Origin of the sequence: Halodesulfovibrio sp., from assembly GCF_025210605.1 — a bacterium.
Classification (GTDB): Bacteria; Desulfobacterota; Desulfovibrionia; order Desulfovibrionales; family Desulfovibrionaceae; genus Halodesulfovibrio.
In genome coordinates this window covers 152,551-166,625 of sequence record NZ_JAOARI010000013.1, presented here as the reverse complement: position 1 = coordinate 166,625, position 14,075 = coordinate 152,551, and the positions used below count along the sequence as shown (strand labels likewise).

The 14,075-nt window shown below is 45.4% G+C and carries 13 protein-coding genes; 8 read left to right on the top strand and 5 right to left on the bottom strand.

All coding sequences use genetic code 11. The features are described from left to right. The first annotated feature begins 257 nt into the window (after nucleotides 1-257). The 7 genes from N4A56_RS04775 to fliS all read left to right on the top strand — a co-directional run bounded on the left by N4A56_RS04775 (nucleotide 258) and on the right by fliS (nucleotide 7,467). On the top strand, nucleotides 258-1,001 hold the full coding sequence (locus tag N4A56_RS04775; protein ID WP_293670524.1) for an isoprenyl transferase: 744 nt from the start codon (nucleotides 258-260) through the stop codon (nucleotides 999-1,001). Then, nucleotides 994-1,797, top strand: a complete 804-nt coding sequence (locus N4A56_RS04770; RefSeq protein ID WP_293670523.1) for a phosphatidate cytidylyltransferase — start codon at nucleotides 994-996, stop codon at nucleotides 1,795-1,797. Before N4A56_RS04775 ends, N4A56_RS04770 begins: the two co-directional genes overlap by 8 nt. A 17-nt stretch (nucleotides 1,798-1,814) precedes the next feature. After that, complete coding sequence (locus N4A56_RS04765) at nucleotides 1,815-3,269, top strand: pyridoxal-dependent decarboxylase (RefSeq protein WP_295545401.1); 1,455 nt, start codon at nucleotides 1,815-1,817, stop codon at nucleotides 3,267-3,269. Between the two features lie 8 nt (nucleotides 3,270-3,277). Beyond that, a complete protein-coding gene (locus N4A56_RS04760; RefSeq protein ID WP_295545398.1) occupies nucleotides 3,278-4,486 on the top strand; it encodes a 1-deoxy-D-xylulose-5-phosphate reductoisomerase in 1,209 nt (402 codons plus the stop codon). A gap of 34 nt (nucleotides 4,487-4,520) precedes the next feature. Continuing rightward, nucleotides 4,521-5,597: an RIP metalloprotease RseP gene (gene rseP, locus N4A56_RS04755; protein WP_295545396.1), complete on the top strand. Its 1,077-nt coding sequence runs from the start codon at nucleotides 4,521-4,523 to the stop codon at nucleotides 5,595-5,597. Continuing rightward, nucleotides 5,578-6,357, top strand: a complete 780-nt coding sequence (tsaB, locus tag N4A56_RS04750; protein ID WP_295545394.1) for a tRNA (adenosine(37)-N6)-threonylcarbamoyltransferase complex dimerization subunit type 1 TsaB — start codon at nucleotides 5,578-5,580, stop codon at nucleotides 6,355-6,357. The genes rseP and tsaB overlap by 20 nt, the downstream gene beginning before the upstream one ends. A gap of 585 nt (nucleotides 6,358-6,942) precedes the next feature. Next, entirely contained in the window at nucleotides 6,943-7,467 is a 525-nt protein-coding gene (gene fliS, locus N4A56_RS04745) for a flagellar export chaperone FliS (RefSeq protein WP_293670516.1), read from the top strand. Between the two features lie 300 nt (nucleotides 7,468-7,767). Here the strand turns inward: fliS and N4A56_RS04740 are convergent, their stop codons facing one another. From N4A56_RS04740 to N4A56_RS04720, 5 genes are all read right to left on the bottom strand, one after another. Further along, nucleotides 7,768-8,496, bottom strand: a complete 729-nt coding sequence (locus N4A56_RS04740) for a hypothetical protein (protein WP_295545391.1) — start codon at nucleotides 8,494-8,496, stop codon at nucleotides 7,768-7,770. Between the two features lie 139 nt (nucleotides 8,497-8,635). Next, complete coding sequence (locus N4A56_RS04735; RefSeq protein ID WP_293670512.1) at nucleotides 8,636-8,971, bottom strand: hypothetical protein; 336 nt, start codon at nucleotides 8,969-8,971, stop codon at nucleotides 8,636-8,638. 17 nt (nucleotides 8,972-8,988) lie between these two features. Beyond that, nucleotides 8,989-10,530: a zinc-ribbon domain-containing protein gene (locus tag N4A56_RS04730; protein WP_295545388.1), complete on the bottom strand. Its 1,542-nt coding sequence runs from the start codon at nucleotides 10,528-10,530 to the stop codon at nucleotides 8,989-8,991. A 91-nt stretch (nucleotides 10,531-10,621) separates the two neighbouring features. Next, a complete protein-coding gene (locus N4A56_RS04725) occupies nucleotides 10,622-11,620 on the bottom strand; it encodes a YIP1 family protein (protein WP_295545386.1) in 999 nt (332 codons plus the stop codon). A gap of 111 nt (nucleotides 11,621-11,731) precedes the next feature. Further along, nucleotides 11,732-12,280 (bottom strand): YIP1 family protein, encoded by a 549-nt coding sequence (locus N4A56_RS04720; protein ID WP_295545384.1) that lies wholly within the window; start codon nucleotides 12,278-12,280, stop codon nucleotides 11,732-11,734. Between the two features lie 447 nt (nucleotides 12,281-12,727). Here N4A56_RS04720 and ahbC point away from each other — a divergent pair, with 447 nt between their 5' ends. After that, nucleotides 12,728-13,915: a 12,18-didecarboxysiroheme deacetylase gene (ahbC, locus tag N4A56_RS04715; RefSeq protein ID WP_293670506.1), complete on the top strand. Its 1,188-nt coding sequence runs from the start codon at nucleotides 12,728-12,730 to the stop codon at nucleotides 13,913-13,915. The last annotated feature ends 160 nt before the right edge of the window (nucleotides 13,916-14,075 follow it).

The window sequence follows — 14,075 nt, the reverse complement described above, 5'->3', positions numbered from 1 at the left end:
ACATCATGTCCGACCTTTTTTTTTGATGGTATTTCCAGCTAATGCCGACTGCATACAAAACGTATTTACAGGATATATATCAAGCCGCAGCAGACTCTTACCTTGCAGCGAATGCCGTTCAATGCGAGTGTACCTTCACGTATGTCCCCATCCTCCACACGCTTTTTGTCAGCCGATTCGCTTTCTTGACGGAGGATAGGCTTTCCCATTATAACTCAACGTTTCTTTTATTACTCAAACGCATGCTGAGGTATGTTTTGTCAAATTCACAATTACAGGACTGGACTTCCCCTGAAGCACTACCTGTTCATGTTTCATTCATCATGGATGGAAACGGACGCTGGGCAAAACGACGGGGTGACGAACGCACGGCAGGACACCGTGCCGGGTCTGAAACAGTACAGCGTATTGTACGTGAATCTCGCAGATTGGGCATTAAGCACATGACCCTGTACACGTTTTCTCGTGAAAACTGGGCACGCCCGCAAAAAGAAGTCAGCTTTCTTTTTGAACTGCTGGTAAGTTTTTTGAAAAAAGAGCTTCCCGATCTTATGGAGCAAGATATCAAACTCAATATTTTTGGTGAAATTAATGAGTTACCTCTTGCTGCACGCACAGCCTTACAACATGCCATCAAGAAAACCCAAAAGAATACCTCTATGACGCTTAATCTTGCCTTAAACTATTCAGGAAGAGATGAGATTATTCGTGCTGCAAAGCAGCTTGTAGCGGATTCCGTAACGGTTGATGACGTAACAGAAGAAAACTTTGCCGCAAGACTCTATTCTTCCGGCATCCCTGACCCCGACTTGATGATCCGCACTAGTGGAGAGGTTCGCCTCTCAAACTTCATGCTCTTCCAGCATGCTTACAGCGAAATGTATTTTACCGAAACCTTATGGCCGGATTTCTCAGTTGAGGAATTCCACGACGTGCTCAGGGCTTATGCCGCACGGGAACGCCGTTTCGGAAAGACCGGAGACCAGCTTAACAATGACTAATTCTCACAGACAGCGTTGGATGACCGCACTTATTGCCTTACCTGTACTTATAGCCATTCTCGTTATTGGTGATTGGGCACTGCTCGCAGGCATCCTTGCTGCCAGCGTTATAGGACAGTACGAATTTTACACCATGTTCTGGGCGCGCAACGAAAAGATGACGCTTAAATTGTTCGGCTGCCTTATGGGTATTGCAATCCTTATCGCATCTTACCTGAACCTGCCGCATGCCGTTATCGGATTTATTGCTCTAACATTCTGGATTAGCAACTTTGCTTTCCTCGGTAAATACGGCATTACCATGCGCGACGATGCAAGCTTCCCGCAGTCCCAGATTATCACTGGCGGCGTACTGTACCTGCCAGTACTTCTTCAGGCTGTATTCAGCTTTCAACGCATTGAACTCATTCTTATTCTGCTCGCAGCATTTGCATCAGACATCGGCGGTTTCTACGCCGGACGTTTCTTTGGAAAAAACAAAATTTGGCCTCGTGTAAGTCCTAAAAAAACCATAGAAGGTTCCCTCGGCGGCATGCTTGGCTGCTGTCTTGTTACAGTCAGCCTTGGTCTGGCGTTTGGCACAGCTCCTTGGTATCTTCTTATTCTGCTTGGCATCGTTCTTAACTGTGCTTCTCAGCTTGGTGACTTTTTTGAATCTGCTCTCAAACGTACCGTCGGCGTAAAGGATTCTGGAGCTATCCTGCCAGGACATGGCGGCGTACTTGATCGTATTGACTCCATTTTATTGGTATTGCCAACGTACTGGTTTGCACAGAGTATTTATTCATTCTTTTAACCAGACAGGAATGACTTATGGGTGACAAACATAAGCATCAGTCTCTCGATCTAGAACACTTTGACGACCACCTACAACGGGTAGCCTCAATTATCGGTGACTATGTCGCCCATATTTCAGATGCTCCGGTGGTTACTCAAATTCCAATGGAAACCATCAAGGAATCTCTGTTTGAAGATATTCCGATGGAGGGTTCCCCGCCGGATGAAGTTCTCGATCAGGTCGAAAGGTCGTTTAAATCTGTTTGCACCCGTATTGGTCATCCTCGCTTTCTGGCATGGATAACAACAAGCCCTGCGCCAGCTGGCACCATTGGTGAACTGCTCAGTGTCGGCTTCAATCAGGCACCGTTACTGTATAAAGGCAGTCCGCCTGCTACTATTCTAGAAAAAGTAGTTCTCGGCTGGTTTGCAAAAATGTTCGGCTACCCTGATACATGGGGTGGAACACTTGTCTCTGGCGGCACTGTTGCCAACCTTATGGGGATGACAGTAGGTCGCCACACGCATGCTCCAGAGGTCGCCGACAAGGGAATGCAGTCCCTCGAAAAACCTCTTACCGTCTATGTTTCCGATCAAGGGCACATGTCGGTATACCGTTCTGCAATGCTGCTTGGCATCGGGCATGATAATGTACGCAGCGTTCCAACAGACGAACACTGCCGCATGATTCCTGAGGAATTACAGCGCATGGTACAGGCTGACAGGCTTGCCGGTATGCAACCATACTGTGTTGTTGCACAAGCTGGCGCTGTCTCAACCGGTTCTGTTGACCCGCTCAATGCTATTGCGGATATCTGCGAAGATTTGAATCTGTGGCTGCACGTAGATGCATCCTACGGTGGCGCGGCTATGATCTCTGAAAAGTTGCGCCCTATCCTCAGCGGCATTGAGCGCGCAGACTCTATTGCGGTAGACCCGCATAAATGGTTTTTTATTCCACTTGAGTGCGGCATAACGCTTTTTAAAAATAAAAAGCAACAAAAAGAGACATTTGTTGCAAAAGCAGTGTACCTTGGTCAAGAGACAGACTGGGATTTGAAAAATACAAACTTTCAACTTTCCCGACAAGGTCGCGCATTAAAACTCTGGTTTGCGTTTAAAACATACGGCATCAAACGTCTTGCGGAAATTGTTGAACGCAATCACGAGCATGCCAGACTATTTTACTCCCTCACTCAAAATTCTCCAAACTGGGAAACTGTTTGCGATGTAGAGCTTTCTATGGCGTGTGCACGGTACATTCCCGATAACTGTTGTGACTGGTCAGAAGCAGAGCTGGACAATTTACAAGTCGCAATTCTAGGCGAGCTTGAAAAAAGTGGTCTCGGTTTTATGACTCCCGCCCGCATTTGCGGCAAAGGCGTTATCCGGCTGTGTGTTGCCAATCACCGCACAACCAGTGATGATATAACGCTGCTATTCAACTTTATGACCGAGGCAGGCGCAAAGCTTGCAGCTCTACATGCTTAGGATATTTTGTGATACAGTACATATCATCAATGCCGAACACGGCATATGCGGATACATTTCCACGTTCACTTGTTATAATGGGTTCAACCGGTTCCATTGGAACAAGTGCGCTCAAAGTAGTTGAAGAACAGCCGGAGCAATTTACAGTTGTTGGTTTAGCTGGAGCACGCAATATCAGCCTGCTTGCAGAACAAGCCATGCGCTGGCGCCCTGCGTACCTTGCAGTTCTGACAGATGATGCTGCAATTGAATTGCAAAAGAAACTGCCTGCGGACTATACCCCGACAATTCTCGTTGGCGGTGATGGCTATGCCCACATGGCACGTCTTGAAGAAGCTTCCACCGTACTTTCTGCACAGGTAGGCGCAGCTGGGTTACGTGCCACTTTTGCAGCAGCAGAAGCAGGAAAAGTCATTGCCCTTGCAAATAAAGAATCACTCGTTCTTGCAGGCGATTTGATACGCGATGTCTGCCAGCGCACAGGGGCAGTTATTCTGCCTGTCGATTCCGAACATAACGCTATTTTCCAAGCGCTTTCAGGACACGACAAAGCCGAAGTTCGCCGCATCATTCTAACTGCTTCCGGCGGTCCGTTCCGCGGTAAAAAACGAGATTTTCTTTCCACCGTAACCAGCAAGGAGGCACTCGCCCATCCAAACTGGTCTATGGGACCCAAAATAAGTATCGATTCTGCAACACTTATGAATAAGGGTCTTGAAGTCATTGAAGCGTATCATTTATACGGTGTTCCACTGGACACTATTGAGGTTGTAGTGCACCCTCAATCTATAATTCACTCTCTGGTGGAATATAATGACGGTTCACAAATCGCCCATATGGGACCACCGGACATGCGTATTGCCATAGGCTACTGCATTGGCTGGCCAAAAATAATGAAGACGGGCGTTACGCCTCTTGATTTAATTTCCTGCGGCGACTTGACCTTTGAAAAACCTGATATACTTTCTTTTCCATGCCTTGAATTGGCACGCGAAGCATTACGGGGCGGTAAAGGGCTTTGTGTAGTTCTTAATGCAGCAAACGAAATTGCTGTTGACCTTTTCCTGAAAGGCAACATTGAGTTTCTGCAAATTCCGCAGCTTATCAAAAAGGCTATAGAAAAACATGACATGGTCACCCCGGCTTCTATTGACGACATAATCGCGCTGGATTCCGCAACACGTGCACATTCTCTGGAATGGGCACGTACGCTGTAACCAGTATATATAAACTACGGAGTACCTAAACAGTATGCTAAGCAGTGCAATAGCAATCATTCTTGTTCTGGGCGGGCTTATTTTCTTCCATGAGCTTGGGCACTTTAGTGTAGCCCGTGCATTCGGTGTGGGCATCCGCACCTTCTCTCTTGGATTCGGACCTGCGTTGTACAAGTTCAAGCGCGGCAGAACTGAGTATAAACTCTCTGCAATTCCTCTCGGCGGATATGTTTCCATGGTCGGTGAAAGTCCGGATGACGACATCAACTCTCCTGAAAACAGCGAGTTTACCGAAGAGGACAGCTTTACTAAGCGTAAGCCATGGCAGCGTATGTGCATTGTTGCCGCCGGTCCTATTGCCAACCTTTTGCTTGCTTTTTTAATTTACTGGGCACTGTTTGTTGCCAATGGTCAATTCCAGCTGCTTCCAGAAATTGGTGCTGTCCGTCCCGACAGTCCCGCTGCTATTGCAGGACTTGAAAAAGGCGACTCTGTTCTGTCCATTAGCGGCACAAAAATCAAATACTGGGAAGATATTTCCGACTCCATTGCTAAACACGGTGGCAAGGAATTAACAATCCTAGTGAATCGAGACGGCAAAGACCTTACTTTCAAAGTGACTCCGTCATTGCTTTCCCGCAAAAATCTTTTTGGTGAAGACGAAAAAACATACCTCATCGGTGTACAGGCAGCAGGAAAGACTGAAAACATCAGTCTTGGTTTCATAGGTTCTGCGGCTGCGGCACTTGACCAAACATGGTCTATGACGGTGCTCACCGTTGAGGGATTCATTAAACTTATCGAGCGAGTTATTCCGGCAGAAACGGTTGGCGGTCCTATTATGATTGCTCAACTGGTCAGCCAGCAGGCAGAACAAGGGCTCGTTGCTGTTCTTGCCCTTGCTGCACTTATCAGCATAAACCTTGGTGTCCTCAACTTATTGCCTGTACCAGTATTGGATGGCGGTCACCTTGTCATGCTGGTTTACGAAACAATCGTGGGCAAACCAGTTCCTGCAAAAGTCATGGACTACTCTATTCGCGTCGGAATTTTCTTACTGTTAACTCTCATGGTATGGGCTACATTCAACGATGTCAGCAGACTTCTCTAGTAAAATTACTCTTGTTTTCAATAGCGCAGAAGCCCGTTTGCAAATAGTTTGCGGACAAAAAGGACAACTGCTTTTTTCAAAAGAACTTTTTTCTCCACGACAAGGCATGCAAGTACTGTTACCGGCACTGATGGAAGGGCTGGAAAAAATGTCATTGTCGTTAGAAAATATCGGCAAAATTGCTTGTGTTCGTGGACCCGGTTCATTTACCGGTCTTCGCCTTGTGCTTGCAACAGCGCTCGGTCTTGCCCGTGCACATGACTTTCCAATGGCAGGAATTGATTATCTTCCAGCAGTTGCAATGGATGTGTGTGCCGCTACAGACAAAGAGGTTTGGGTCATCACCCACGCACGACGTGGTCAGGTGCATTACCAAGCATTTCAGGGGGTAGCTCTTGACGGCTTGCCAATCCCGTTAACACAACCTGCGGCAGGCACTATTGAGTTCCTTGCTGAGACTATTAATTCACGAGATGCAGCATCAGTCCTCCTCGGTACTGGTGTGCAAAAGAACCGTGAGTTTTTTGAAGATGCCATTTCTAATGCCACCCTGCTCAATGAACGCTTCTCACATCCAAAGCCAGAGACATTGCTGGATATTGCAGCAACATTAGAATACGGAGATGCCCCAGTTGATCCGTTGTACTTGCGTCCATGCGACGCAGAGGAAAATCTGGACTACATTGTATCAATGAAAGGTGTTGACCCTGAAGAAGCCCGCCAGCGTCTGGCGAGGCTCACAACAACCTTACCTGAATAGCTAACTGCCAAGTTGGCGTTACAGGCAAGATTACATTTCACGATAGTATAAAAAAGGTGAAGTCACAGACTTCACCTTTTCTTATTTCTCGCGTCACCAGCACTGCCTTGCTACATTGCCATAGCTTGCCATTAATCTTACCCTCAGAGTTTTGCAGTACTTAAAATACTACAGTAGTAGTATACTATCATTCGAGCTATAACCAAAAAGACCTCTATTGTACCCAGTCAAAAAACTATTTTTTCCAGATAGTACATTCAGATACACACGTTATTGCTACCAACTAGTGTAGTAACAGCTCGATTAGCATGAGCATACAGGCTTCTTTACTTATTCTTACTAATCAAATTCTAAAGGCATCGTCGCAAATGCCGATACTCTTAGTAAGCGCCAGAAACAAGGGGAAGTGGAAGAACTTACCGCCCCCTATTGGCATTTACTTTGCTTTATCTATTAGGGATTATTGCAAGCAGGAAAATTTTGCCGCATTATGACTGCATACTTTTCCCGAACGGAAAATTCCGTACTATCGCTGCAATTCCCAGTTATCTATAATCGTTTGTCAGAAGTTATGAGGAGCACGCAATGAAAACGGCCGCACAAGCCTATTTCTCTACTCAAGTTTCCACTACCTCACAGGGTCAATTACTGATTATGCTGTATGAGGGCTGCATTAAATTCTTGAATCAGGCAAAGACCAGCATTGAAGAAAAAGATGTGGCAAAAAAGGGCATGCTCATCACCCGTGCAATGGACATTATCAACGAACTTGATGGTAGCCTCAACACAGAAGCTGGTGGTGATATTGCGAAAAACCTTCACGAACTCTACTACTTCTGTAACACTCGGTTGCTGAAAGCAAACCTGAATATGGACACAGCTCTTATTGACGAGGTTATCAAGATTATTGACGGCGTACGCGATGCGTATGCTCAGATTATTGATACCCCGGAAGCTATTGAAGCTATGAAGAGCAACAAGTCTTTGCCAAGCACACAAACCACTGCCCACGCAAATTCCGGTGTATTCAATCAGCAACCGATGCAGCCTGTCGCTCAACCAGCAAAACGTGCTGGCGCTGCGATGTACCAAAAAGTTGCCGGTTCTTAACCAACTCGGTAGCGCCCCCTCGCTTATCATTAAGCGTAAAAAAAGACCCCATCGTTATGATGCGGTCTTTTTTTATGCTGAACATTTTTCCTATCTTCTATGGAGCAACAATAGTAATTCTACTCAGCAAGATCAAAAGTTTCATATATCAATTTGCAAGCCACATTGTGCTACATCTACTAGGCAAAAACCGCTATCCAATTTGGCATATCCACCAATACCATTATAGCAAACATCAAGAAGACGTAGCTCACTTAACCCTTACAGGGTAACACTGCATGCCTTGTCAGCTTCACTCTTCTAGAAAGCGGCATTTTCTTCTGCATTGTTCTGCTGTTCAACAGCAGCCCATTGCCCAGTCCATTGCTTCACAGGCTTTTTCATGCATTCTGCTATAGCTGTGGTAACTACCCACATAGGATCAGACGGCAGTCGTGTTCTTGCTTTAAATAGCAGAAAATCACGAGTCCTATCTTTATCCATATACGCAAACTGGTTCATAGACCAAATCAACGCACCAGTTCGTGTGTCGTAAATATTCAATGTTACGCCGAGTCGTGCACCGGTAACACTGCCGCCATCATAAAAATCAGTCAAAGTACCTGTTACGGCAAACAGCGCACCACGTTCTTTAGCAAGCTTAACTGCATATGCAGGCGTATATGAAGTCGTCAATTCACGAAATTCAAGCACAGAAAATGGTGCTTCGCGCAACCACTCCTGCCAAAAAACTTTTGCGACAATAGTGCCTGTATCAAGCGGGTCACGTACAGTCACAGTAGGTATAAATGGAAAGAACACCGCTGTTGGAGCGGCATCCGGCTTTGTCTGCGGATATACGGAAACGCGCATTTCACTACTGCGAACCCACTCATCCCACACAAATTGTTCATTCCACAGCATAGAAGGTGTGAATCCGGATGGAATAGGCTCAATGGCTGTCTGTACTGTTGGAGTAGAACAACCGCCAAGAGTTAGTGAGACAACACACAACATTACCAGCAAACCAAAAGATACGATGTTTTTCATAACAACCTTTACTCACAATGTCAGGAAAATGGCATTTTATTAACTACATGTCTCATTATGCAAAAAAAATGCCTGATAGCATTACCAGTTAATTTACTGGCTGCTATCAGGCGTTCTTTTATATACTAACTATTTATTCTTATTGAATAACATCTGTCGCGACTGGAGTTTCCTGCATTGTGTTAAGCAAATGGCGTTTTGAGTCAACCAACGATTCATGCAGTTCTAATCGACGCTGCACGGAAAGCTTACGAAATTCTGCTTTCCCCGTCAGTTCAATTAATTGTCCGGTTTCAGATTGAATCCGTTTAATTCGGTCAATGGGAGCTGCTTCCTCATTCGCAAACATTTCCGCCGCCCGAGCAAGTTCGCGCAACTCGGCAGCAAGGATTCGAATAGCTTCAGGTGAAACTTTTTCCTTGTAGCGAATACTATCTTTTATACTGCTCAATGCTTTGGCAAGCCATGCAAACATGCTCGCTACTCCTTATGCTACATAAAGGTAACTCCGGCAGCTGTCGCAAAAAACACTGAAGCTGCAACCAAAAGAAAAACTGTCAATACAAGTACAACTGTTTTGAATAATGACAAATTATAACCAGCACGAATGCCGCTAACATATAACAAAGGAAAATATATGATGGTAGCAATGACACCAATCACTGGTAGCAATAGCCACACAAAAGCACCACAACTATACGCTACACACTTTATGCCACTGCTAAGCGGCGCTGGTTCACCACCAAGCCCTCTTGCACCTGCATGTGTTATGCCGCCAACAAGCAGCAGTAACACTAAAGCTCCACCAATGGCAGCTAGTCCGCTGGAAAGGGTCAACTGTGGAAGAACTAAAGCCTGTGGCAACACATCAGCAACTGGCAACACCGATTGCATAGCGGCATAAATATCTGCCCAATTATTCACTAAAACATGTGTCCAACCAGCAACAATGCCATAACCAATCAGTGACATCAGCAGGAAAAACAATACCGAGGGCAATGCTGAAGGCTTAGCATTGATGCCACGCCAAAAGCGTACAGGACTTCCGTACAAACTGGTAAATGTGCTGACCACACGCCCCAGAGTGCCTAAGCGCCCATCTTCCCACGGAAGAATATGCACATGCGCTCCGCATCCAGGAATAAAACTTTCCGTACATTCATGCTCTTCGCCCATTGCGGCAATGGCATCCCATATATCGGTTTTTTCCTTGGCTGCTGGGACAATGTGCGCAGAAGCGGCTTCGCGCTCGCTGGATTCCTGCACCTGTATATAACGCTTTATTGCCTCTTCTTCAGCTTCACTACTCTCTTCTGTAACAGCATCACGTACCTGTTCTGTCGGAGTAGCATCCATCATTTTTGCCGGAGAAATTTCAATACCGTCTATTTCCTGACGCTCGGAACCTACTGAAGCAGCTTCATCTACAGAAGCAGCAACTTCAGCAGATTGTTCAAAGCTCTTATCCTGTGCGTTGTCAGCAACATCTACTGCTTCATGATCTGCTAAATCAGCAGACACCGAACTATGTTCAGAGCTATCTACTAGTTCCTCTGCACCGTGCACCGCTGTATCTGAAACATTTTCCGATGCATCCGCTTGTTCATTTTCCTCAAGCTCTTTTAAGAGATCACCAACAACAGCACCTGCAATTCCATCCGAATCTACAGAAGCGTCTACATCCCCGCCACCAAGTAACTGCTCGATCTCTTCCTGCATTGCATCAACCATTGCTGAATCAACATAGTCGTCAGCAGCATCCGGCTCACCTTGCACCGCTTCTTCATATGCTCCAGCATCGGCATGAACAGCATCGTCTCCATGCGGTTCACTCTGGCGCCCTTCAGGCTCAGATACAGGCTGTGCTTCAGGTCTCTCTTCAATACCTTCTACAACAAGCTTTTCTTCATCATGTAAAATACGAAACCTGAACTTTGTCTTGCATCGCGGGCATGTTGCAAGCTGTGCCTTAGAAGGAATTGAGCTGGCATTAATATTTCGAGCAAATTGACACTCAGGACATGTTATAAGCATGAACCAATCCTCTTAAAATCGAAACTTCTCGCGCTGTATATGTACATAAAACGGCGGTAAATACTGGTGCTGAGGGCTGCGCACTGCATACTTAAAATGCAAAAGTCCCTAAAGATTGTAATGTATGAACCACTACCGAAAGAATAACAAGAACCAAAATACCCACGGGTGGAATTACTCGTGAATACGTAGTGTTATGCGCGGTCTTAAGTCCTTTTACTATAATCACCAGCTTCATTATGCCCCCGATCAACGGTCCAACCACCGGAACTATCGAACACAAATCAGCAGTTGAGGCATAGCAAAGAACCCTCAGTGTAACGCCTATAGGTTTTTTCGCCGCCCCTGTCAGTTTTAATGCAACATGCAATACCAAGGCTGTTGTGTATAAATAGACAACAAGAATCAGCGGACTGATGAACATGACGGAAAATAATTCCTCAATGCCCATAGCCTGACCTTCAGCAGGAAGGAGCGGGTTACCGAAAATGCCCTGCCACACCGTTTCTACCAGCACAGCTGTAAGCGAGATAAGAATAAAGTAACTGAACGGAATCGAAAACTTTCCGCTCTTGTTCATAATTTCAAAAAATAGCGTCGGCTTAAAAAATACGCCTTTGATTGTTGCTGCTATCGCAGGGAAAAAGCCGAGTTCTTTTACTTCTGCCCATGGGACATCTGAAGGCATACCATCTAAGGGTTTACCGTCGGAATATACCATGCGCAAAGGATCGTCAGTAAACTCCTCGCGCTGCTCATCCTCAAAATCATCCAACTTCTTGCTTGAAAAGTCTCTTTGCTCAGAAGTCGAACCGTTTTCGGCATGAACAGAAGGAGGATAAAGATCCTCAGGACGCACAGGGCGACTCTGCTCATCAGTCTTTTCAACAGAATTTTGTTCCTGTGCCATATCAGAATTTGCTATCTCAAGCTGTTCGCTTTCCGGTTCCTGTGATGAAATGCTGTCTTCTGAAGGGCGAAAGCGAAACTTAGAACTACATTTAGGACAGGTGGCTACAGTCAACTCTGGAGAAACTGAATCTGGATTTATTTTACGAGTATAGCCGCACTCTGGACAACGGATTTCCATATTCTATCCTTATATATAACGCTATCTCCGGAACGGTACGTACCAGCTTCCAGAGTACTACAAATTTTCACTGTGTGTGACCTGCATCAATGCAATATACAAATTATGACCTTAGGGAAAGAGCAGGTTGCCTACGATAAAAACCACCGGAAAACTCAACGCAACCGCGGGTAACACTCGGCTCCATCGGGTATCATGCGTCGCACGCAGACTGTATGCAAGAAAAATAGAAAAATACACTTCTGCTGTCAGTGTTCCTGAATATGGGAAAATTGTTAAGCAAAAGCATGGTGCAGCATAGCATACACATTGCATTGTTGCAGTAAAAGAAGCTTTTTTACCCCCTGCAAGCCATAGTAGACCATGCAACCATATACCGAACAATAGTAAACCAATAGCATAAAACGGTACAAGCATTACCTGCTGTTGCGCAGCAGCCAACGGGGTCTGCCACAATGAAAAGGCAAAAATAACAACATGAGGATCAAAATATCTTTCACCCAGCATCCCCACAATATTTCCTAGCCCAATCCGAAGAAAAGGAATACTGGCAAATACTGTAACAGCAAAAAGCAGATTGCCTAGCAGGGAGCGTGATGAATGCTGTGCAGAAAAAAACTTTGTTGGTCGCAAATACGGCTCAAGAAGTGTAACTGGCATATTTTATTACTATTCGTTGTAAAAATTAAACGCAGAGCATGCTGGACATAGTAGAATTATGCGGTATATAACTGGACATACCAGTAATGATTACTACTAAATTACTAGTTAGAAAATCAAACCCAAGAAGAAATCACGCTGCACGGCACAAAGCTACCATTACCGTTATATGTGTATGAATGCAAAGACTGCCTTCCCAATGTTAGTGGTACTAAATCACACAAAAAATTTGATTCCATTCACGATTCAGGAAATTCTTTGCGCTGTACAAGGTAGTTTGGTAAGGAAAAGCTGCGTTGTTCGTACGTTGTTCGTTCTGCGCGCCAGCTAATTACATAGACGTTGTGTAAAAAAAGGATATTTTCTTTTTTTATTTATTATCGGGACTACTACAGTCCCTCATCGGGTCAGATGGCTTTACGCCTTTTCATATTATAAGGAGTTACAATGATAGGCATTTCAAAACTTTACTGTGGTCAGGTAGAACCTTCCGACGCACTGCGTTACGGCAGGGAGTCTGGCAAACTTCCTTCGCACCTGCTGCAGTTTTCAAAAGATAAAAAGCCTGTTGTCGTATGGAATATGACCCAGCGCTGTAACCTTAAATGTGTTCACTGTTACGCACATGCTATCGATCCAGATAAGCATAAAGACCTCATCAGCACAGAAAAAGGTAAAGAGATCATTGACGATCTTGCTCAGTACGGCGCACCAGTTATGCTTTTCTCCGGTGGCGAGCCACTCGTTCGTAAGGACCTTGTAGAACTGGCTAAACATGCAACCGACAAAGGTATGCGTGCTGTTATTTCTACCAACGGAACACTTATTACCAAAGAAAAAGCCCGCGAACTTAAAGAAGTTGGTCTTTCCTACGTAGGTATTTCACTTGACGGCATGGAAGAAGTACACAACAAATTCCGCGGCGTTCCAAATGCATTTAAAAAAGCACTCGAAGGTATTGAGAACTGTAAAGCAGAAGGTCTTAAAGTAGGTCTTCGTCTTACAATCAACAAACAGAACGCTCCTGAAATTCCAAAAGTTTTCCAGCTTCTTAAAGATATGGAAATCCCGCGCATCTGTCTGTATCACCTCGTATACTCCGGTCGCGGTTCCGAAATCATTAAAGAAGATCTCGATCATCAGGCAACTCGTGACGTTGTTGATCTCATCATGGATGAAACCAAAAAACTTCACGATGCAGGTCATCCAAAAGAAGTTCTGACTGTAGACAACCATGCAGACGGTCCATACGTGTGGATGCGTATGCTGCGTGAAGACCCAGAGCGTGCAAAAGAAGTATTTGAACTGCTTCAGTTCAACGAAGGCAACAGCTCCGGTCGCGGTATCGGTTGTATCAGCTGGGATGGCAGCGTTCACCCAGACCAGTTCTGGAGAGAAAAAGTATTCGGTAACGTTCTTGAACGTCCTTTCTCCCAAATCTGGGACGATGCGAATATCGAACTGCTTGCTAAAATGAAAGATAAAAAACAGTATGTTGGCGGTCGCTGTGCAAAATGTCGCTTCCTCAACATCTGTGGCGGTAACTTCCGTGCTCGTGCAGAAGCTGTATACGGCGACGAGTGGGCACAGGATCCGGCATGTTACCTCACCGACGACGAAATTCGTCCTGAGTAACAGCCCCTACTGCTAAATTATGATTCTATCGGCTCCCGCTGTTCCGCTCTGGAAGAGCGGGAGCCCTTTTATACATACTGTTTCAGCACCGAACCCCTGCACGGTTGCAACAGTGCACCGGTTCTTTTCACTTCTACTCATCATACTGAAACATACAATG